This window comes from Shewanella sp. S23-S33, from assembly GCF_043359565.1.
Taxonomy (GTDB): domain Bacteria; phylum Pseudomonadota; class Gammaproteobacteria; order Enterobacterales; family Shewanellaceae; genus Shewanella; species Shewanella oncorhynchi.
Map to the genome: position 1 here is coordinate 24,890 of NZ_JBHFFD010000055.1, position 20,651 is coordinate 45,540.

At 46.5% G+C, this 20,651-nt stretch carries 18 protein-coding genes, 1 tRNA gene and 1 rRNA gene; 10 read left to right on the forward strand and 10 right to left on the reverse strand.

Annotated features, from left to right (window positions below):
• Positions 1 to 42: 42 nt before the first annotated feature.
• A complete protein-coding gene (locus tag ACHA99_RS15025) occupies positions 43 to 774 on the reverse strand; it encodes a LytTR family DNA-binding domain-containing protein (protein ID WP_105250908.1) in 732 nt (243 codons plus the stop codon).
• On the reverse strand, positions 768 to 2,441 hold the full coding sequence (locus tag ACHA99_RS15030; protein WP_393943562.1) for a LytS/YhcK type 5TM receptor domain-containing protein: 1,674 nt from the start codon (positions 2,439 to 2,441) through the stop codon (positions 768 to 770). The genes ACHA99_RS15025 and ACHA99_RS15030 overlap by 7 nt, the downstream gene beginning before the upstream one ends.
• A gap of 584 nt (positions 2,442 to 3,025) precedes the next feature.
• On the opposite strand from ACHA99_RS15030, the gene ACHA99_RS15035 reads away from it, so the two are divergent.
• The 6 genes from ACHA99_RS15035 (at position 3,026) to ACHA99_RS15060 (ending at position 10,653) form a co-directional block, all read left to right on the forward strand.
• A complete protein-coding gene (locus tag ACHA99_RS15035) occupies positions 3,026 to 3,949 on the forward strand; it encodes a pirin family protein (RefSeq protein ID WP_393943564.1) in 924 nt (307 codons plus the stop codon).
• A 282-nt stretch (positions 3,950 to 4,231) separates the two neighbouring features.
• Positions 4,232 to 5,278, forward strand: coding sequence for an ATP-binding protein (locus ACHA99_RS15040; protein WP_113941211.1), 1,047 nt, complete (start codon positions 4,232 to 4,234; stop codon positions 5,276 to 5,278).
• The gene (locus ACHA99_RS15045; protein WP_131524531.1) at positions 5,279 to 5,962 is read left to right on the forward strand and encodes a response regulator transcription factor; all 684 of its coding nucleotides are present in this window, start codon (positions 5,279 to 5,281) and stop codon (positions 5,960 to 5,962) included. It begins immediately after the preceding gene.
• Between the two features lie 32 nt (positions 5,963 to 5,994).
• Positions 5,995 to 6,696 carry a TrkA family potassium uptake protein gene (locus ACHA99_RS15050; RefSeq protein ID WP_105250904.1) on the forward strand — a complete coding sequence of 234 codons (702 nt, stop codon included), beginning with the start codon at positions 5,995 to 5,997 and terminating at the stop codon, positions 6,694 to 6,696.
• 1 nt (position 6,697) lies between these two features.
• Complete coding sequence (locus ACHA99_RS15055; RefSeq protein ID WP_131524530.1) at positions 6,698 to 8,062, forward strand: TrkH family potassium uptake protein; 1,365 nt, start codon at positions 6,698 to 6,700, stop codon at positions 8,060 to 8,062.
• 620 nt (positions 8,063 to 8,682) lie between these two features.
• Positions 8,683 to 10,653: an RNA-binding domain-containing protein gene (locus ACHA99_RS15060; RefSeq protein WP_393943568.1), complete on the forward strand. Its 1,971-nt coding sequence runs from the start codon at positions 8,683 to 8,685 to the stop codon at positions 10,651 to 10,653.
• 112 nt (positions 10,654 to 10,765) lie between these two features.
• On the opposite strand, the gene ACHA99_RS15065 is transcribed toward ACHA99_RS15060, so the two are convergent.
• The 4 genes from ACHA99_RS15065 to ACHA99_RS15080 all read right to left on the reverse strand — a co-directional run bounded on the left by ACHA99_RS15065 (position 10,766) and on the right by ACHA99_RS15080 (position 14,380).
• Positions 10,766 to 11,950, reverse strand: a complete 1,185-nt coding sequence (locus tag ACHA99_RS15065) for an NAD(P)/FAD-dependent oxidoreductase (RefSeq protein ID WP_393943570.1) — start codon at positions 11,948 to 11,950, stop codon at positions 10,766 to 10,768.
• Between the two features lie 193 nt (positions 11,951 to 12,143).
• Positions 12,144 to 13,160, reverse strand: coding sequence for an NAD(P)H-dependent glycerol-3-phosphate dehydrogenase (gpsA, locus tag ACHA99_RS15070; RefSeq protein ID WP_105250843.1), 1,017 nt, complete (start codon positions 13,158 to 13,160; stop codon positions 12,144 to 12,146).
• A 4-nt stretch (positions 13,161 to 13,164) separates the two neighbouring features.
• Complete coding sequence (gene secB / locus ACHA99_RS15075; RefSeq protein WP_006083777.1) at positions 13,165 to 13,650, reverse strand: protein-export chaperone SecB; 486 nt, start codon at positions 13,648 to 13,650, stop codon at positions 13,165 to 13,167.
• Positions 13,651 to 13,945: 295 nt separating this feature from the next.
• Positions 13,946 to 14,380: a rhodanese-like domain-containing protein gene (locus tag ACHA99_RS15080; protein WP_105253030.1), complete on the reverse strand. Its 435-nt coding sequence runs from the start codon at positions 14,378 to 14,380 to the stop codon at positions 13,946 to 13,948.
• Positions 14,381 to 14,647: 267 nt separating this feature from the next.
• Here ACHA99_RS15080 and gpmM point away from each other — a divergent pair, with 267 nt between their 5' ends.
• From gpmM to ACHA99_RS15100, 4 genes are read left to right on the forward strand one after another with little or no spacing between them, the layout of a single operon-like run.
• Positions 14,648 to 16,192: a 2,3-bisphosphoglycerate-independent phosphoglycerate mutase gene (gpmM, locus tag ACHA99_RS15085; RefSeq protein ID WP_393943573.1), complete on the forward strand. Its 1,545-nt coding sequence runs from the start codon at positions 14,648 to 14,650 to the stop codon at positions 16,190 to 16,192.
• Positions 16,193 to 16,202: 10 nt separating this feature from the next.
• The gene (locus ACHA99_RS15090) at positions 16,203 to 17,336 is read left to right on the forward strand and encodes a murein hydrolase activator EnvC (protein WP_113941204.1); all 1,134 of its coding nucleotides are present in this window, start codon (positions 16,203 to 16,205) and stop codon (positions 17,334 to 17,336) included.
• 32 nt (positions 17,337 to 17,368) lie between these two features.
• A complete protein-coding gene (locus ACHA99_RS15095) occupies positions 17,369 to 18,577 on the forward strand; it encodes a S41 family peptidase (protein WP_105250840.1) in 1,209 nt (402 codons plus the stop codon).
• A 9-nt stretch (positions 18,578 to 18,586) separates the two neighbouring features.
• Positions 18,587 to 19,342, forward strand: coding sequence for a divergent polysaccharide deacetylase family protein (locus tag ACHA99_RS15100; RefSeq protein WP_393943575.1), 756 nt, complete (start codon positions 18,587 to 18,589; stop codon positions 19,340 to 19,342).
• Here the strand turns inward: ACHA99_RS15100 and ACHA99_RS15105 are convergent.
• The 4 genes from ACHA99_RS15105 to rrf form a co-directional block, all read right to left on the reverse strand.
• Positions 19,317 to 19,772, reverse strand: a complete 456-nt coding sequence (locus ACHA99_RS15105; RefSeq protein WP_105250838.1) for an Rrf2 family transcriptional regulator — start codon at positions 19,770 to 19,772, stop codon at positions 19,317 to 19,319. The genes ACHA99_RS15100 and ACHA99_RS15105 overlap by 26 nt on opposite strands.
• Positions 19,773 to 19,794: 22 nt before the next feature.
• Positions 19,795 to 20,049 carry a YkgJ family cysteine cluster protein gene (locus tag ACHA99_RS15110; RefSeq protein WP_131525655.1) on the reverse strand — a complete coding sequence of 85 codons (255 nt, stop codon included), beginning with the start codon at positions 20,047 to 20,049 and terminating at the stop codon, positions 19,795 to 19,797.
• A 335-nt stretch (positions 20,050 to 20,384) separates the two neighbouring features.
• Positions 20,385 to 20,461, reverse strand: a tRNA-Asp gene (locus tag ACHA99_RS15115).
• Positions 20,462 to 20,497: 36 nt separating this feature from the next.
• Positions 20,498 to 20,613 (reverse strand): 5S ribosomal RNA (gene rrf, locus ACHA99_RS15120).
• Positions 20,614 to 20,651 lie beyond the last annotated feature (38 nt).

A 20,651-nucleotide genomic window follows, 5' to 3' on the forward strand; every position in this document is an offset into this window, starting at 1 on the left:
CAATTAAGGCATGAAATACAGATCTGCAGGAATGAATGACAATTACAGCCTCATCAGCTGTCGAAAAGCCTTAATATTACTACGGCTAACGGGCACCTCGAACGACAAATCATGCAACCTAATCAGGTAAGTACTATTGAACCAAGGCACGATTTCGCGGATCTTGTTGATATTGACGCAATAGGAACGGTGACAGCGGAAAAAGCCCTCGGCGGGCAAGCGGCTGACAAACTCACTGATGGTCATCTGCATCACATAACGGTCGGTGCGGGTGTACACATAAGTGAGTTTTTCATCGGCCTCGGCATAATAAATTTGCTCGCAGGGCGTGACGATAATCCGCTCACCTTTGACTAAATTCACGGTTCGACTAGTGTTGCTCGCGGCCTCATGTTGCGGCTTTGGTGCTTGCCGCCCCACCTGTTCAATCTTCTGCAATAAGCTGATGATCCGCGGTTCATTGTAGGGCTTGAGAATATAATCGAAGGCTTCGAGCTCAAACGCTTCTACTGCAAATTCTTTATAGGCAGTCACAAACACCACATGGGGAGGATGGGTCGATTTATGCAGATTCTTCGCCAACAAAAGGCCATCAATGGACGGTATTTGGATATCCAAAAACACCACATCGACCTCGTGATCCTGCAAATATTTAAAGGCCTCTAAGCCATCCTCGAAGCTAGCCACTATGTCTATCTCACTGTGACTCTTCACTAAATACTCTAGCTCCTCACGGGCGAGATATTCATCTTCAACTATGATGGCTTTTAACATACTTGCGCCTCATTTTCCGGTAAGTAAAAACTGACTTCAGTCCCCGGCTCGAGCCGTTTAAGCTGCAAACCTTCGCCGTACAATAACTTCACTCTCTGGTGCACATTCATCAGCCCAATACTGCTACTTTCTACACGGCCAGCAGCTACGCCATCAATCACCTCTTGGCGGATCCCATAACCAGTATCGCGTACGGCGACGCGAATGCCTGCATCGAGTTTTTTCACTTCTATGGTCACTCTGCCCGGTGCACTACGCGGTTGAATGCCGTGCAAAATCGCGTTTTCCACCAGCGGCTGTAACAAGAGGCAAGGTACACAAAAATGCACATCGTCGACATCGAAGATCACTTCAAGCTTGTCGCCAAAACGCGCCTGCTCAATCGCCACATAATCACGGACTTGTTTCACTTCTTCTTGGATATCAATCAGCTCATCGCCTTTAGCCAAGTTATAGCGCAGATAATCTGCCAGATTAGCAATCAACTGTCGCGCCTGCTGTGGCCGAATACGGATCAAAGAAGAAATCGCATTGAGGGCATTAAATAAAAAATGTGGATTAATCTTGCTCTGCAACGCCGTAAACTCCGCCTTGCGGGTCATCTCTTGCAGTTGCTCGATACGCGACACTTCGATCTGGGTCGAAATCAGCTGCGACAAACCCACAGCCATCTCCCGCAACGAGCTAGTGATACGATAGGTATTGCGATAGTAAATCTTCAGCGTGCCACTCACAGTGCCGTTTTCGCGCAGCGGGATTATGATGACCGAATGAAAATCCGATAAATGATATTGGCGTAAGTCGTTGTTAATAATGTTTTGATCTTGCTCTATCGCCCTTTGAGTCATTTCGCTAATCGCTTGATGACCATCGACCTCGTAGTAATCTTTGCCAACGCCCATATAGGCCAATACATCGCGAGTATCGGTAATGGCCACGGCATCAGCATGGATTTCATTACGAATTACAGCGCACACTTGCTCCAAGGCATGGCGGTCAATCTTGCGGAAAAAGGGTAAGGTTTTATTGGCAATATCCAGCGCGAGCTTGGCCTGCTTAGCGGCAATCAACTCTTTCTCATCGTCGAGGTCCTGCACTAGCTTGATAATCAGTCCGATACATACAGTGCCCGCAATCATGGGATAGGCAATATGACTCACTATCTCAACGCCCACCTCGTGTGGCTCTGTCAATAACCAAATCAACAACATAGTCAGCGTTTCGCACAACATGCCCGCCGCAATGCCATAAATCCACAACTTAGATTTGGGACATTTGTAATAAATCCACGTCGCCATAAGGCCGGCAATAATGCTTGCGATTAAACACGGAATAGAGGTATCGCCATCCATATCAATAAGATATCTATGCAGCCCCGACAGCACGCCCGCAGGAATACCAACCCAAGGGCCAAATAGAATCCCGCCAGAAATAATTGCAATAATACGCACGTTAACCAACGCGCCTTCAACCTCAATACCGGTATAAGTACTAAACACTGCAAATAAGCAAAATATCGCCGCCACAGAAACCAACTCTGCGGGGGTATGATTACGCTTTTGGAATAAACGCTGAAACGGTCGAGTGCGAGTTAAAAAGAACAAGGTCATCAGCATCAAGGCCGCCCGTTCAAATACCGCCAGTAACATCATTTGATTTTCGAGCACGCTTTCTCCTTGATCTATCACGCTGAATCACAGCCCAACGTTATATTTACCAATGATATATTTATGAGTGTTAAGCCTGTACGCTGAATGGATTAGGGTGAAGACAGGCTTTGCCGCCAACACAAGCTCCCATAAAAGATAGACTCGATTTTGCAGATCCAACGTAAGACATGGATGATAAAAATCACCGAGCCCCAAACTTGTCAAACACTCGTATTTAGGCTCGAGTAAAACATCAAACGCTAATGCCCACATAAATACAGGCTTGCTAAAGTAAAGGACAGATAAAAGTCCCATTCACGCGGGCTCAGTCACACATTCGTACTTGAATTAGGCTATCAAAGTGTATCGAAGGGCAATTTGAAGATCCTAAAACACGTTAAGTTAACCACTAAAAAGTGCAGTTGCCCTCTATCAGGTCACTGCCACAATTTGCAAAATCGACTGGAATACCCGAAGCTAAAACCTTCGGCTCGAATGCAATATGAGATCACCCCCATGCGAGATTCTAGGTTCACACTTAGCAGCACTGAACCGAGCCAAACTGAACTGAGCATGCCCTAGTAATGGAATAAGGAGCGAACATGAGTGAACTACAAGCACAGTTTTATGGTGGCCCTAAGGAATGTCCTATTGAAAATGGCCGCATTCAAGCTCAACGGATTGCCCCCAAAATCAGTGATGTCGGCGGCATACCTGTCGCACGGGCTATTCCACAAAAAGAGCGCCGTCTTATCGGCCCTTGGTGCTTTCTCGACCACATTGGCCCAATCACCGATGGCCCGCAGTTAAACGTCGGCCAACATCCACACATTGGACTGCAAACCTTTACTTGGATGCTCGAAGGCGAAATCATGCACAGGGACAGCCTCGGCAGTGCTCAAGTGATCCGCCCAAAACAAGTTAACCTGATGACAGCCGGACACGGCATAGCCCACACCGAAGAGTCGATAGCGGGCCATCACACGATGCACGCAGCCCAACTATGGATTGCCTTACCACTGGAACACAAAGATACAGCGCCGAGATTCGATCACTACCCAGAGCTGCCGACTTGGCACGAGTCAGGCGTCGAATTCACCCTACTGATTGGCAGTTGGCATCATAAACAGGCGCCCACATTACACTTCTCACCTATCGTTGCCATAGATCTGTTTGCCGCCCATGACGCTGAACTCACTCTGAATCTCGACCCTAGTTTCGAATATGCCCTCATGCCACTGGAAGGCCGCTTCCAAATCGAGGATGACAGTTTTGATAATAACCACCTCGCCTACCTTGGCATGCTACGTGAAACCATCACCATAAAACTCGAAGCGGGTTGTCGCATACTGCTGATTGGCGGCGCGCCACTGGCTGATCCTGTCAGCATTTGGTGGAACTTTGTCGGCCATAGCAAAGATGAAATAGTCAAAGCACAGGCAGATTGGGAAGCCGAAGATCCCCGCTTCACCGCCGTTACTGGCTATAGTGGCAAACGCTTAGTGCCCCCACCAATACCGTGGTGATGCTTAGCTCAATGACGGGCAAGTCAATGACTCAGGGTTAGTGGTGGATAGGCGCTTTGGCATCATACGTAATGGCCTGCGCCAGGGTTAAGGCTTACAACATAAGTGTATGCGGTAAGCCTTATCATTCACCCAAAGTGTGATGTGAACAAGCTCGATTTGCCTAAGCTAAGTGCAAGCTAAGCCACTCACAAGGTTACAAATTTTACGACATTTTTACGCGCTATCTTAAAATGCCTTTGCTAAAGTACAGGCACTTTCTTTATATGCGTCTTTCTATTCATGACTTCATCCATAGCGGCTCCCATGACACAATACTGGCGTTCGCACCCGACTTTATTTACCTTCATAGTGCTAGTGACGGCCATTTTCAGCAGCGCCTTTATCGATCACTTTTCAAACTCGACTATCGCCGTACTACTGATTTTACAATTGGCCGTAGTGGCCGTAGCCCTACAATGCAACGCCAACTTGGCCTATTTTGCGGCAGTATTTGAGGCGACCAGCTTTAATTTTCTATTTACCACACCACGTTATTCACTCCAGATGTTTAATCTTGAGGACATTCTCAATCTCAGTGTGTTTCTGCTTGTCGCCCTCACCACCAGCAAATTAGCCGAACACTATCGACGTCAGCAAGATGCTCTCGAACAAGCTCAGTTACGCAACAGTATTTTGCTGTCGGTTTCCCACGATTTACGCACCCCACTCGCCACTATCATTGGCACGCTCACCACCTTAAAGGAATACATGCCTAAGCTCAGCCCTGACCAAAAGGATGAGCTGATTGATAGCGCGGCCGCCGAAAGCCATCGCCTGCACCAATATATCGAAAACCTGCTGCAAGCCACTAAGTTACAACACGGCGCACTCAAGTTTAGCTTGAGTGAAGACGCCATAATGAATGTATTGCACCAAGCTATTGCCCGTTTTCCAGCCACGCAGCCGCGTATTATCATCAAGAGTGACGCCGATCTACCGTCACTGATGATCTGCAGTTCATTGATTGAGCAAGCTATTTTTAATGTATTGGATAATGCGCTGCGCTATTCGCCTTCTGATAAGCAAGTCATAGTAAAAGCGTATCAGCAGGGCGATGCGTTACTGTTAGATATCCAAGATGAGGGTCTTGGCATAGAACCCGCTCAGGCGCAGGCAATTTTTGAACTCTTTTATCGCCAGCATCCCTCAACCGATAGCGGCTCGGGCCTTGGGCTTGCTGTTGCTAAGGGCATAATTACCGCCCATGGTGGCCAGATCAGCGCCGAACCTGTCGCTCATGGCAGCCTTATTCGTATCGCATTGCCGATAAAAAAGGGAGAGGAATAAATGGCTTATAAGGTGCTGGTCGTCGATGACGAAGCGCAAATCCACACTTTTATGCGGATATCGTTAGAAGCGGAAGGATTCGAATATCATGGCGCCGCCTCGATTGCGTCAGCCCTAGCGCAATATCATGCGCAGCAGCCACACGTGTTAGTGCTCGATCTTGGCCTACCCGATGGTGATGGCATCAGCTTGCTGCAAACCCTACGTCAGAGTGACAAAGTGCCTGTGCTTATCTTAACCGCCCGCGATCAAGAGGAAGAAAAAATTCGTCTTTTGGAAGCTGGCGCCAATGACTATCTCAGCAAGCCATTTGGGATCAGGGAGTTAATCGCTCGCATCAAGGTTTTAGTCCGCGATTTAGTCGATGAACCGCCATTAAGTGATTTACTGCAGTTTGGCGCACTTAAGTTGCAAAAAAGTACCCACCAGCTTTGGCTCGATCAGCAAGAAATAGCCTTAACCAAAAAGGAGTTTGCCCTGATGGAGACCTTAATGTCTCACCCTGGTCAGCTCGTTAAACAAACTGAATTACTGCGGGATATTTGGGGTAAAACCCATCAAGAAGACAGTCATTATCTGCGGATCTTAGTCAGTCAGTTACGTAAAAAACTCAATGACAGCAGCGAGCAGCAGCTCATTAAGACAGAAGCGGGCCTAGGTTATCGCTTAACAAACAATAGATAAGCATCTGTTATAAATTAGCAAAGGATATTTTAATGGCACATTTTACCGTTATTGGCTTAGGGCGATTTGGTGTCGCCGCTAGCCTAGAATTGATCCACTTAGGCCACACGGTCACTGGCGTGGATAGTGACCCTAAAATGGTGGAAAAATACGTAGAAGACCTAACCGAAGCGGTTATTTGTGATTGTTCCGACGAAGCCGCACTACGTGAGCTAGATCTCGCAAACAGTGAAGCCGTACTGGTCGCAATTGGCGAAGATATGCAATCAAGTTTGCTGTGCACCTTGGCACTGAAAAATCTAGGTGTAGAAGTCATTTGGGTCAAGGCCAGCACTAAAGCCCATCACACTATCGTCTCTAAACTCGGCGTCGCCCGCATCATACATCCAGAGGAAGAAATGGGCATACGTGTCGCCCAGTCACTCAACTATCCTATGGTGAACAATTTCCTGCCGATTGGTGATGGTCTCTATGTGGTCGAAATCCATATCAAGCCTCACCTTGATCAAACTACTGTCAGCCAACTCCTCGGCGCTGCACAGGATGATGTTAAAGATGATGCAAAAAGCAATGTGATACGCAATCCTAAAGGCAAAGTCGCTGCCATTATGGTTAAGCGGGATCTGACGGTTTTCAGCAAAATTGATAGTCAATTTATCCTGCAAACGAATGACGCCTTACTGCTCTGCGGTAGCCGTACTGAGCTCAAATACCTAGCGCCAAGGTTGGTGTAATTTGGTTCAATGGCATCCCTCCATCATGGCGATTGAGCATAAACCCAAATCGAGTAAAAAGTTGTTAGGCGCACCGCCCTTTATCCTAAGCGTGAGCTTTGCATTGTTGATCATCTTAGGCACTTGCTTACTCAAACTGCCGATAGCAACCGAATCGTCTATTACGTGGCTACAAAGTCTGTTCACGGCCACCTCGGCGGTAACAGTGACAGGACTTGTCGTTGTAGATACTGGCACTGTTTTTACGCCCTTTGGGCAAATCGTCATAGCGCTGTTAATCCAATGCGGTGGACTTGGGCTGATGACCTTCGCCATTGTCACCTTGATCGCCATTGGCGGTAGAATTGGTTTTTTACACCAAACAGTCGCAAAAGAGGCTTTTAATCAAACAGATACATCGACTCTAGTGTCAACGGCAAAATCAGTGTTAGTGTTTTCTCTGCTGGTTGAAGCCGTAGGCATGGCCATTCTTTCAGTGTACTGGAGTCAGGAACTTGGTTGGCAAACCAGCTTATTCCACGGTTTTTTCTACACCATCAGCGCCTTTAACAACGCAGGTTTTGCCCTCAGTGCCGACAGCCTAATGCCCTATGTTGCCGATCCTGTCATTAATCTCACCATCACGGGCCTGCTCATCATAGGTGGCCTTGGATTCTCGGTGTGGATAGATCTTCGTAGGAACAAACGTTGGTCAAAACTCAGCGTTTACAGCCGCATGATGATCACAGGCACTATGATTATCAACGCCGTCGCAGTGATTGCGATTTACTTTATTGAGTACAACAACCCCAATACCTTGGCGCCCTTAAGCGAACTCGGTAAATGGTTAGCCTCATGGTTTCAAGCCGTTACACCGCGCACCGCAGGCTTTAATACACTAGCAATTGACCAACTCGAAGATGGTACAACGCTACTCATGCTGGTATTGATGTTTATCGGCGGCGGCTCATTAAGTACCGCCAGCGGCATTAAAGTCGTCACCTTTATGGTGCTGATTTTGGCCACTTATGGTTATTTACGCCGCGACGAAGCCATCTATGTGTTTAAACGGGAAATCCCCAAAGACACTGTCAGCAAAGCCTTGGCGCTAACCATGATCTCCATTGGCGTCACTTGGCTAGCCATCTTCGCACTGGTATTAAGTGAAAACGCACCGTTAATTGATATCGTCTTTGAGGCCGTATCGGCACTGGGCACAGTCGGTTTATCCCGAGGTTTAACAGGCAACTTAACGACTCTAGGCCAAGCCATCATCATTTTTATAATGTTCATGGGTCGCCTCGGCCCACTCGTACTCGCCTACTTCCTCGCCAGCCCAAGGACCAAGAAACTGCGCTACGCAGAAACCAAACTGGCGATAGGGTAAATTAATTAGTTGGACGGCAGGCACTGCAAGTCAGTGCCGCCCTTCGAGTCTGTTCACCGCTATAACACCCGTCCGTTTCTTTTAAAAGAACTATTCCGATAGGCTATTCGATGGCTTCATGCCATCGAAAACCATATCAGTGGCACTCTATCTCAGAATTCCCCCAACTGAGTCATTCTTTCTAAGCCACCCATTGTGATCACCTTGAAAAACGACGAAAGCACTCCCGCCATATATCTAAATATCTGATGGCATAAGCTATCCATTGATTACCCACTTCAACCTTTATCCGCTATAGTGGATGTTGCATAATATTCCATTGACCAAACTCCAGCTAACTCATTGCCAATGAATAAAAAACTCACCTTCGCTCTATCAAAGTTCGACTTTTAGACCTTAGCAGAAATACGCTTGGTGATAGCACGAAAGATACTGTAGGTTATATTCCATACTATCAGTGGCTTTGTTTTTATTTGTAGCAGTTAAACCCATTAGTAGAATAAGAAAAGCTAAGGTTTGAATGAAGACTGTTGCTAATTAAGCAAGAACTTTGAGTTGATCAATAACTGAAGCTAATAAGTATGTTTATTAACTAAAAAGTCGGGTGGTAAGCGATAGATATGTTTCAAATACAGGATTTAGTCGACCTTCAAGCCTTATCAGAGTCAGCGGAGTTGGAATTTAAATTGGCTCAAGGACAAGATGGTAAAGGTAAATTACCTGATGATTTTTGGCCAACTTACAGCGCAATGGCCAATTCTCGTGGTGGCTATGTTGTTCTCGGTGTGCGTGAGAAAAAAGGACAACTGACATTAGCTGGGATTGAAGATATAGAGATTGTTCACAAACAATTGTTTGATATCGCAGGGAACAATGCCAAAGTAAACATAAACTTACTGACAAATGATAGTGTTCAAACGGTGAACATTGAAGGAAAATCACTACTAGTTATAGAAATTCCAACAGCTCGTCGTGACCAAAAGCCTATTTATCTGAAAAATCAGCCTATGAAGGAGACTTACACTCGTCTACACGAAGGTGATCACCGCTGTAGTGAAGAACAGGTTAAGCGGATGATGGCAGAGCAGGTAGAAGATAGCCGAGATGATAAAATTCTCACTGGTTTTGACTTCTCTGATATCGACATGGACAGCCTCAAAGCATACAAGAACTTATTTTCAGTTGCTAAACCGCAACATCCTTGGCTGGAATTAGACCTTTTTGAACTGTTTAAAAAGCTAGGTGGATGGAGAAAAGATCGTCAGACGAACGTTGAAGGTATAACGTTAGCTGGAGTATTGATGTTTGGTACTTGGGATGCCATTCAAGACGCTGTTCCGAATTATTTTGTTGACTATCGCGAACGAGATGAAGCCAGTGTTGAGCGTTGGGTGGACCGCCTGTACCCCGATGGATCTTGGTCTGGAAACGTGTTTGATTTCTATCGTCGTACATACCGGAAATTGGTCACGGACTTAAAAGTACCATTTGAACTTCAAAATGGTATTCGCTTGGATGATTCAAAAGCCCACGAAGCTATTCGTGAAGCATTAGTGAATACGCTTGTTCATGCAGATTACACAGGACGAAGCTCCATCCTTATCGTAAAGCGACCTGATTTATTTGGTTTTCGCAACCCAGGGTTGATGCGTGTCCCCCCAGAAATAGCAGTAAAAGGTGGTGAAAGCGATTGTAGAAACCGCAGGATGCATCAAATGTTTCTGATGATTGGTGCGGGAGAGCGTGCTGGTTCAGGAATTCCCAAAATATATAGTGGATGGGAATGGGCAAAGTGGCGAACCCCGAAGTTGTACGAAAAATATGAACCGTCAGAGCAAACTCTCTTAGAGTTATCGACCGCAAGCCTTATTCCAGAAGAAGTAACTCAGTTGTTAGCGGTTAAGTTTGGCAACACCACCTTTTATTCACTCAACGAACTTGAGCAGATGATTGTTGTAACCGCAGCAATTGAAGGCTGGGTAAACCACGAACGAGCTTGTCAGCTAACCAGCAAGCATTCTCGTGATGTTACGCTGGCTTTACCTAGACTAGTCGATAAGGGCTTTCTTGTCGCAAGTGGAAAGAAAAGAGATAAGTCATACAGCTTACCAGGAATGGAGTTGCCATCCCCAGAGGAAGTTTTCTCTAATGCGTTAACTCCTATAAATAACTTAACGCATAACGCCAGAAGCTTAACGCATAGCATTGGTAACTTAACGCATAACAACAGTAATGCTATTGATTCGAACGAAACTAGAGATGATAAAGGCAGGTTTATCAGTTCTTTAATTGACAAACCATTTGTCGATAGCCTTGATGTGCTAAGCGAATCATTTCGACAAGAACTTAACGCTTTAGCTGCTCCTGCAAGAGAACAGCGTCGATTAGATACAGTTACGATGAAGTCACTGATTTCTGGCCTCTGCCAAGAACATTACATCTCTGTTTCTGTTTTGGAAATGATATTAGATCGTAAGCCTCAGAGCTTACGACAAAATTACTTGAAGCCTATGATTTCAGAAGGGTTGCTAAAAATGGCGTTTCCTCATAAGCCTAATTCACCAAAGCAGGGGTATACCACGGCGGACTAATTTTACGTTAGGAATCGACTTTTAGTATAAGTAGGTTTATATCTCTAACATCAATAGGCGGAATTACAACTAAGTAAATCTACTTTGTCTTCGTTCTAATTCCCTACTTAAACTATACAGCTTGCCCTGCGGCGACGCCGGATGCCCAGGCCCATTGAAAATTAAACCCGCCTAACCAACCACTTACGTCCATGACTTCACCGATAAAGTAGAGTCCTGCGACTTTGCTGGCTTCCATGGTTTTAGATGACAACTCATTACTATCAATACCACCTAAGGTCACTTCGGCGGTGCGGTAGCCTTCGGTGCCATTCATCAATACTGTCCAGCGGTGGAGATCATCCACAAGTGTTGCGCGCTCAGCGTGAACTAGCTGATTTAAGGCTTTATTCAACAGGGCTTCATCGAATAGTACTTCCACTAGCCGTTTAGGTAACCATTGGCTAAGTGTATTGCGCAGGCTTTGTTTTGGATGCGCAGTGAGCTGCTGCTCAAGCAATTGCGCCAAATCCATATTCGGCAAGAGATCGATTTCTATGGTTTCGCCCGCTTTCCAATAGTTGGAAATCTGCAAAATTGCGGGACCCGATAAGCCACGGTGAGTGAATAGCAGCGCTTCGCTAAATGCAGTGCCATCTTTGGCGGTAATGCGGCTCGGCACTGCGATTCCCGACAAGGGCTCGAAACGAATTTTATCTTCACTATGCCAGGTAAACGGCACCAGACCCGCGTGAGTTGGCAATACTTTGAGGCCAAACTGCTCGGCCAGTTGATAACCGTAAGGCGTGGCGCCGAGTTTAGGCATGGATAAGCCACCCGTGGCGATAACCAGTGAGTCGCAGCTCAGTTCGCCGTTAGAGGTGTTGAGCTCAAAGCGCCCTGCCTCGGTCTTTTTAACGGCCAGAATATCGGTGCGCAGCTTAATCGTCACGCCCGCCCATTCACACTCAGTCAATAGCATAGTGACTATCTCTTTAGCCGAGTCATTGCAAAACAGTTGGCCGTGATCGCGTTCGTGGTATTCAATCCCGTGACGCTCGACCAATTCAATAAACTGCTGCGACGGATAACGCGCGAGTGCCGACTTAACAAAGTGGGGATTGCCACAGAGGAAGTTAGCGGGCTCGACCTTAAGGTTGGTGAAGTTACAACGCCCGCCGCCGCTGATGAGGATTTTACGCCCGGCTTGCTTGGCATTGTCGAGTACGAGTACATCACGGCCTCGGTAACCTGCGGTCGCTGCACACATTAATCCCGCGGCGCCGGCTCCGATAATAATGACATCATGATGTTTCACGCTCTTACTCCACACAGATAATTGATTGATATTGGCTGCTAACGGGCAGTTTGCTGACTCGCTAACCTTTAGCCAGCAAGTCATGCAACAGCTAAACGGAGCAAAGATAGGCTCAAACGTTAGACACAAAAAAGGGCGCTATTTTAGCACCCTTTCTTTTATTCGGCATTACAGCATCATCACGGCTCGCGGTTTATTGCGTAGGCGTTTCTGATTTCTTTTCTCTGCTGAGCAGCTCTTTAGCAGCATCGACCGGCGCTTTGCCTTGATACAAGACTTGGTAAATCTGCTCAGTGATCGGCATTTCAACCCCGAGGCGTTTCGCAAGCGTAAACACTTCTTTGGTATTGCGATAACCTTCAACCACTTGGCCAATTTCAGCCTGTGCTGTCATCACATCACAGCCTTTACCTAAGGCTAAACCGAAACGACGGTTACGGGATTGGTTGTCGGTACAGGTCAACACTAAGTCGCCTAACCCCGCCATTCCCATAAAGGTGGCTGCATTGGCACCTAAGGCTTCGCCTAAACGCGTCAATTCGACTAAACCACGGGTAATCAAGGCTGTTCTGGCATTGGCACCAAAGCCGATACCGTCGGACATGCCCGCGCCAATCGCGATCACGTTCTTTACCGCGCCGCCAAGTTGCAGTCCGGTAAAGTCGTCGTTGGCGTAAACCCGCAAACGTTTAGGGCTGTGTAACAGCTCGACGAGATCGTTAGTGAACGTAGGACAAGTGCCCGCAACCGAAATGGCCGTAGGTAAACCCATGGCGAGTTCTTTCGCGAAGGTCGGCCCAGATAACACCGCCAGCGGATATTGCTCACCTAACACATCACGGGCCACATCTTGCAGCAAACGTCCGGTTTCAGGTTCGAGCCCTTTCGTTGCCCATACGATGCGCGCATCGCTACGGAGTAACGGTTTAGCTTGCTCAAGCACAGTACCAAACACATGGCTTGGCACTACCACTAACACATTGTTGCTGGCGGCTAAGGCTTTGGCTAAATCGGCTTCGATCTGTAAACAATCAGGAAACGCAATACCAGGCAAAAAAGCTTGGTTGCACTTGTCTTGAGCGAGCGTTTGCATGTGGACAGGATCGTGTCCCCATAACAAGGTCTTATGACCGTTGCTGGCTAAAGAAATGGCAAGGGCGGAGCCATAAGAGCCCGCCCCTAATACCGTGATATCGGCAGAGTTTTTCATGTAATTAAGCGTTAGCTTCTTCGGCAGCTGGTGCAGTCGCAGCAGCTTGACGTTGTTGCACGTATTGGGCAAACAGCGCATCGAAGTTAACAGGTGCTAAGTTCAGTTGTGGGAAAGTACCACGACCAACTAAGCTGCCCACGGTTTCGCGAGCATATGGGAATAGGATGTTAGGGCAGTATGCACCTAATGAATGGGCCAGTTGTGGCTCAGTCAGACCAGTGATAGAGAAGATACCGGCTTGTTGTACTTCACATAGGAAAGCGGTATCGCCACCGTTTTGTGCAGTCACAGTTAAAGACAGGACAACTTCATACACATCATCAGCTAATTTAGCGCTGCGCGTGTCTAAATCTAACTTAACTTCTGGGTTCCATTCTTTTTGGAATACCGCTGGGCTGTTAGGCGTTTCGAAAGACACATCTTTAGTGTAAACACGTTGGATGTTGAATTGTGGGGCTTGTTGTTCGTTGTTTGCTACTTCAGCCATAATTTCCTACCTATCCTATCAATGTTGTATCGGCTTTTCGTTGAAAGCCAATTATTATTTGAAAGCCAATTACTATTTAAACGTAAATTGGCTCGGGGCTTATGTTACTCAAGGCCTATATCAGATCTCGGTATCATCCCAACTTGTACCCATATTCGGGTATCGATCGAACCAGTCTAAAAACTTACATTAAGCCCTTAGCGACCGTAGGATCAGTATGCCAAACAATGATGACTTTATTACTGCACTATCCAGTGGATTGAGTGCAGCTTAAATCATAACTGCCGCCGACAACTTATCTTTTGCTTTTTGAAACAGGCATATTTGCTGCCTGCCATTCACCCATACCACCTTTCAAGTTGTACAGGTTTTCAAAACCTTGCTTACTCAAAAGCTGAGCGGCTTGAGACGAGGTCATGCCAGCATTGCATACCAATATAATGGGACTGGCTTTATACTTTTCAAGGGCTGATATCTGATTATTTTTAATATCGGCGAGCGTAACGTTAAGTGCATCAACAATATGGCCCTTGCGGAACTCGTCATTCGAGCGCACATCAACCACTTTAGCATCCTGTCTATTCACCATAATCGTTAATTCTTGATGAGAAATACTTTTGATTTTTGACATGCTCGATTTGATGATACTCGCGACAAGCACAACAAATAATCCCACCCAAGCCAGACTGAGCATTGAGTGAGCTTTAAAAAATTCGATATATTCTTGCATGATGATTGCCCGCATAAATGGCGAAAATTCGATAAGGGCACAGAGTATACCGATTGCCTTGGCAGAATGCAGCAGTTTAGTCACAGTTCGAGATCGCACTTTTAGTGCAATTGACTCTGTACTTGTCACAAGCCACTCACAGAATCGGGCGAATTAGTGATTCGATGACCTTAATCGGGGTAAAGCGCTTTTTCATACCCCGCTAACGTAGTAATATTTGACCAATTTCAGATTTCTATCGCTTCTATAAAACTTAAAGGTATCACTATGACGACAGCTAAACGTCCGCTCGCGTTGTTGATCCTCGATGGCTGGGGCTACCGTGAAAACACGCATAATAATGCGATTTTCCACGCCAAGACTCCGGTACTCGACCGTCTCAACGCTAAATATCCCCATAGTTTGATTTCAGGTTCTGGCTTAGATGTTGGCTTACCTGATGGCCAGATGGGAAATTCTGAAGTTGGCCATATTAACTTAGGCTCTGGCCGTGTGGTTTATCAAGAACTCACTCGTATCAGTAAAGCCATTGCAGATCATGAGTTTGAAAAAAATCCTGCACTATGTGATGCGGTAGACTCAGCCATCAAAGCTGGCGGAGCTGTGCACATTATGGGCTTGCTTTCCCCCGGTGGCGTCCACAGCCATGAAGAGCATATCGAAGCTATGTGTCGTATGGCCGTTGCGCGCGGTGCAACTCAGGTTTATCTGCACGCTTTCCTCGACGGACGCGATACGCCACCGCGCAGCGCTAAGGGTAGCTTGAGCCATTTTGATGATCTGTTTACTACATTAGGCCATGGCCGTATCGCATCGATTATTGGTCGTTACTTTGCTATGGACAGGGATAATCGTTGGGATCGCGTGTCGCAAGCCTACGATTTAATCACCCAAGGCAAGTCAAAATTCCAATACGACAATGCCGTTACAGCATTGGAAGCGGCTTACGAACGTAACGAAAACGACGAATTCGTTTCTTCATCGGCGATCACAGATGCCAACGGTCAAGTTGCGACCTTAAAAGACGGCGATGCCCTGATTTTTATGAACTTCCGTGCTGACCGCGCCCGTCAAATCACCCGTAGCTTTATTCACCCAGACTTCGATGGTTTCGAACGCGCTGTTATGCCGAAAATGCACTTCGTCACTTTGACTGAGTATGCTGGCGACATCACAGCACCTATCGCTTATCCATCTGAAAACTTAGTGAATACTTTAGGTGAAGTGCTGCAGAAACAAGGTCGTACTCAGCTGCGTATCTCTGAAACTGAGAAATACGCCCATGTGACTTTCTTCTTTAACGGCGGTAAAGAAGAGCCATTCGAGGGAGAAGATCGCATCCTAATCAACTCGCCTAAAGTGGCAACTTACGATCTACAGCCTGAGATGAGTTCAGCTGAGCTGACTGACAAGTTAGTTGCAGCAATTGAATCAACCAAGTACAACGTGATCATCTGTAACTACCCCAATGGTGACATGGTTGGCCACACGGGTAATTTCGATGCCGCCGTTAAAGCTTGTGAAGCTGTCGACGCTTGTATCGGCCGTGTGGTTGATGCGCTGGCGAAAGTGGGCGGAGAATGTATTATTACCGCCGACCACGGCAATGCCGAGCAAATGACCGACGAAACCACAGGTCAGGCTCACACGGCCCACACCAGTGAACTTGTGCCTTTCGTCTTTGTTGGACGCGATGCGACCATAGATGAAGGTGGTAAACTCAGCGATGTTGCACCTACCATCTTGACCTTGATCGGCGAAGCCATTCCAGCTGAGATGACGGGCAAACCCTTAATCCACATAAAAGAGTAACCGTTACCTAGTGAGCACTCGACTCCTTGTTAAAGCCAGCATTATTGCTGGCTTTATGATGTTATCTTTCTCGGCACACGCTTCTGATTTGGAGAAGCGTAAGTCCGAGTTAAAATCAATCCAAACGCAAATAAATCAACAACAAAGCGCATTAAAAACCACCAGTAAACAAAGAGAAAAACTGCTGTCATTGCTGCGTAGCGATGAAGAAGCGATTGCGTCAGCTGCCAAAAAAGTCAACAGCACCAAAAATAGCTTAGCGCAAATCGACACTAAACTTGCCGAGCTAAAACAACGTCAAGATGAGTTAGAAACGCTTAAAGTGACTCAACAACAAACACTGTCGAAACAGCTGTCGAGCGCCTATCTTGCCGGTAATCACGATTACACTAAGATGATGCTTAATCAGCAAAGTCCCGCCACTATCGAGCGTATGTTGGCTTATTACCAATACCTCAATAAAGCGCGGATGAAGTCGATCAACGAATTAAAGCAAACCTTGACCGAGCTAGATGAGATCAAGGTGTCGCAAACGAGTAAGCAAAAGCAATTAACGAAACTCGTGGCCGAACAACAAGTACAAGCTAAACGTTTGAGCCAAGAGCAAGATCAGCGTCAACTGACCATCAAAGAGCTGCAACGCACCTTAAATTCTAAGGGTGCAGAGCTCGAACAGTTGCAAATTGAAGAGGCCAGCTTAAAGCGTGTCGTTGAACAAGCGCTGCGGGCCATGAAAGATAACCCCTCGATGGAAGGCTTTGGTAAACAAAGTGGCAAACTTAAATGGCCGACAAAAGGTCGTGTGAGTGCTAGCTTTGGTAGCCAACGCTCCGGTCAAGTAGTATGGAAAGGCACTATGTTGTCTGCACCAGAAGGGCAAAATATTCGAGCCGTTTCAGGTGGTAAAGTCATTTATGCCGACTGGTTACGCGGTTTTGGTCTTGTTATGGTCATAGATCACGGTAAAGGTTATATGAGTCTTTACGGTCACGCTCAAACCCTACTAAAAAGCCCTGGTGAGATGGTAAAAAGCGGTGAAGCGATTGCTTTAGTCGGACGTTCAGGTGGACAGAGCGAGCCTGGCCTATACTTTGAAATAAGGCACAAAGGGCAAGCCGTCGATCCAGCGAAATACTGTCGCTAATCAAAACGGTCCCCTTATCACAGGGGACCGTTATGAAATACATGATCCGCTATATCAGTTGCGTTGGATTAGGTCTCACTTTAGGCCTATCCATCAGCCTCTCCAGCCAAGAGAACGCGAAATCTTACCGCGACAACTTTGACTATCCATTACTACAAGATGTACTTGAAACGGTTGAAACTTACTATATCAAAACTGTTCCCAAAGAAGAGCTCGTGCAGGCCGCCATCAAAGGCATTTTTGAACATCTCGACCCCTATTCCAGCTTCTTGAATCATCAAGAATTACTCGATCTTAAAGATTCGAATCGCGGCGAGTATTTTGGTTTCGGTTTCGAAGTCGCGGCCCAAAAAGACCACATCAGCATCATAGCCCCCTTTGCCCATTCTCCCGCAGAGCAAGCGGGAATACGTGCGGGCGATATTATTATTAAACTTAACGACACCCTGGCGACTGAAACGAATCTAGCCGATATCCTTACTGAAATAAAAAGACATAGTCTCAATAATCAAAGTATTAACTTAGAGCTAAAACACAGTAATGACGATGCCACCTTTAAAGTGTCACTCAAGCCAAGCAATATCACTATAGAGTCGGTCAGCACTCAACTGCTTGATGGCAATATTGGCTATGTCAGATTAAGCAACTTCCAAGAAAACTCTACCGAAGATATGGTGCGCTCGCTCAGCCAATGGCAAAACAAACCACTCACAGGACTTATCTTAGATCTACGTAATAATCCCGGCGGCCTACTCGACCAAGCGGTTAAAATTGCGGATCTATTTCTCGCCAAAGGACGCATAGTCTCGACCTCTGGCCGCTTCTTCGACGCCAACTCTGACTACTATGCCTCACCGCAAACCATGCTGACTAACGTGCCTATGCTAGTGTTAATCAACAAAGGCTCGGCCTCTGCATCCGAAGTTCTCGCCGCCGCATTACAAGAAAATGGTCGTGCCAAACTCTTAGGTGAGACCAGTTTTGGCAAAGGTACAGTACAAAGCCTGATCCCCATCTTAGAAGATGGTAACGCGATTAAACTCACAATTGCCCAGTACAATACTCCTAGAGGTGAAAATATTCATAACATAGGGATCATCCCTGACATAAAAATTGCCGCCGAAACTGGTTCCGGCGTTGGTAATTTAGCTATAATCGACGCCCTATCAGCCCATGCATCACTGGCCCAAGATCATCAAGTGACCTCTGCCATTGCATGGATACAGCACCATGACGAATAAGAAGAAATTGTGCGCTTACTTTATTCCTTGGCCCTATTGGCCCTAAGCATTTCTCAAAGCTATGCAGCCCAGCTTGCACTCATTATTGATGACATAGGTTATCGTCATACAGATAAAGCCGTACTGGCACTGCCCAATACAGTAACACTCGCTGTATTACCTCATACCCCACTTGGCAAAGAACTCGCTAACGCAGGACACCAAAAAGGCCACGAAATTATGCTACATCTTCCCATGCAGGCGCTTAATGGTAAGACGTTAGGGTTGGGGGGGTTAACCAATACTATGACAGAGGCACAAATTCGCACCAGTATTATTGATGCGATTAACAGCGTTCCCTTTGCCAAAGGTGCCAATAACCACATGGGGAGTCTATTAACTCAACTAGACGATCCCATGCTCTGGGTCATGGAAACACTCAAACAAGAGCAGCTGTATTTTGTCGATAGTATGACAACACGATTCACTAAGGCTGGGGATAACGCAGATAAGCTAGGCATTCCTTTACTAAAACGCCAACTGTTTCTAGACAATGATACCAGTGCCAATGCACTCGAGAGACAATTTAACTTAATGATAAGTCAGGCACATACCCAAGGTAGCTTGGTGGTGATTGCCCATCCCTATCCAGAAACTATGCGCTTCTTAGAGGCTAACCTACACAGACTTAAAACCGAGGGGATTGATCTGGTGCCAGCATCGAGTTTGCTCCCCATCGGTATTGCACTTAAAAGTGGTACTAATCCAGTTGCAGTACTGAAATAGAAAAGTCTGGCAGCAAGGCGACTAACTCATCACGGTTACTCACAATATCCAGCAAAGTATATTGATCCAGCACATTCAAATAAGCTTCAACAGCCTGGGCTAACACGCCTTTAAGCTTACATGCTGGTGTAAATCGGCAGTAAGGTTTGCTGCAATCAATCGGGGCGAGTGAATTTTCTAACACTCGAACTAACTGGCCTAGGTTAATCTCACTCGCAGGCTTGCCCAAACGGAAACCGCCCATCTTACCGCGGATGGTTTCAAGGTAACCCATCTTGCCTAAATGATGCACTATCTTAGAGACATGATTTGGTGACAGATCAAATACCTGCGTAATTTCAGCAATCCTAAATAAAGTTGTTCTATCTGGCTGAACCGCTAAATACATCAGGGTACGAACGCCAAAATCGGTATAACGAGTTAACTGCATATTTCACCTGTCAGCGATAAACTTAATGAGAGGTCTGAGATTCGAGTTGGGTAATCAACCAAATCGCCTCTTCGTTCGAATGACCACAAACATCTTCAGATGCATCGAAATCACTACAAACCGCAGGACGATCAGGCGAGCCGAAAATCAAACATAAATTGGCATCGCTCAATTGCACACAACGCTCACCCGCCGCCTTACCCTTTGGCATACCCGGAATACTGCTGCTTATTGAAGGCGCAATACAGCAAGCACCACACCCAAGACGACAATTCATTTTCGTTACTCATGAAAGACATAAGGCATTATACCGTTTAATTTGTCTGAGATCAGTGTCACAGGTCAATACTGCCAAGTCGCGCACAGGAGGTTTTCAGAACGTGAAAGAAACAATATCGATAAAGTGGAATAAAGATCGGCAAAAAAGTAGGTTTTGATTTTTAACATTGAAGCGAAAGCTTCATATTCTGATAAGGATTTCGTCTACATGATGGCCGAGTATGAGGATAACCATGTACTTCGAGCCCGAAGCATGTGCGTCACGGACACGGATTATCCACGACGCCATAACGAAAAAAGCCTCATCTTTCGATGAGGCTTATCTCTTAATGTTGGCGGAGCGGACGGGACTCGAACCCGCGACCCCCGGCGTGACAGGCCGGTATTCTAACCAACTGAACTACCGCTCCTTTAGCTTAACGTCTACACGTTAACCTAAATTAGGCGCTTGGCGATGACCTACTCTCACATGGGGAGACCCCACACTACCATCGGCGCGTTTGCGTTTCACTTCTGAGTTCGGGATGGGATCAGGTGGTTCCACAAGGCTATTGTCACCAAGCAAATTCTGTTTATTACCGTGTCCATCTCTGGACCACG

Excerpts from the sequence above, each read along its gene's own strand:
- ACHA99_RS15050 (WP_105250904.1), top strand. The coding sequence starts at position 5,995 with ATGGCACATTTTACCGTTATTGGCTTAGGGCGATTTGGTGTCGCCGCT.
- ACHA99_RS15105 (WP_105250838.1), bottom strand. The coding sequence starts at position 19,772 with ATGCAGTTAACTCGTTATACCGATTTTGGCGTTCGTACCCTGATGTAT.
- secB (WP_006083777.1), bottom strand. The coding sequence starts at position 13,650 with ATGGCTGAAGTAGCAAACAACGAACAACAAGCCCCACAATTCAACATC.
- ACHA99_RS15080 (WP_105253030.1), bottom strand. The coding sequence starts at position 14,380 with ATGCAAGAATATATCGAATTTTTTAAAGCTCACTCAATGCTCAGTCTG.
- ACHA99_RS15095 (WP_105250840.1), top strand. The coding sequence starts at position 17,369 with ATGAAATACATGATCCGCTATATCAGTTGCGTTGGATTAGGTCTCACT.
- gpmM (WP_393943573.1), top strand. The coding sequence starts at position 14,648 with ATGACGACAGCTAAACGTCCGCTCGCGTTGTTGATCCTCGATGGCTGG.
- ACHA99_RS15060 (WP_393943568.1), top strand. The coding sequence starts at position 8,683 with ATGTTTCAAATACAGGATTTAGTCGACCTTCAAGCCTTATCAGAGTCA.
- ACHA99_RS15025 (WP_105250908.1), bottom strand. The coding sequence starts at position 774 with ATGTTAAAAGCCATCATAGTTGAAGATGAATATCTCGCCCGTGAGGAG.
- gpsA (WP_105250843.1), bottom strand. The coding sequence starts at position 13,160 with ATGAAAAACTCTGCCGATATCACGGTATTAGGGGCGGGCTCTTATGGC.
- ACHA99_RS15110 (WP_131525655.1), bottom strand. The coding sequence starts at position 20,049 with ATGAATTGTCGTCTTGGGTGTGGTGCTTGCTGTATTGCGCCTTCAATA.
- ACHA99_RS15040 (WP_113941211.1), top strand. The coding sequence starts at position 4,232 with ATGACTTCATCCATAGCGGCTCCCATGACACAATACTGGCGTTCGCAC.
- ACHA99_RS15045 (WP_131524531.1), top strand. The coding sequence starts at position 5,279 with ATGGCTTATAAGGTGCTGGTCGTCGATGACGAAGCGCAAATCCACACT.
- ACHA99_RS15035 (WP_393943564.1), top strand. The coding sequence starts at position 3,026 with ATGAGTGAACTACAAGCACAGTTTTATGGTGGCCCTAAGGAATGTCCT.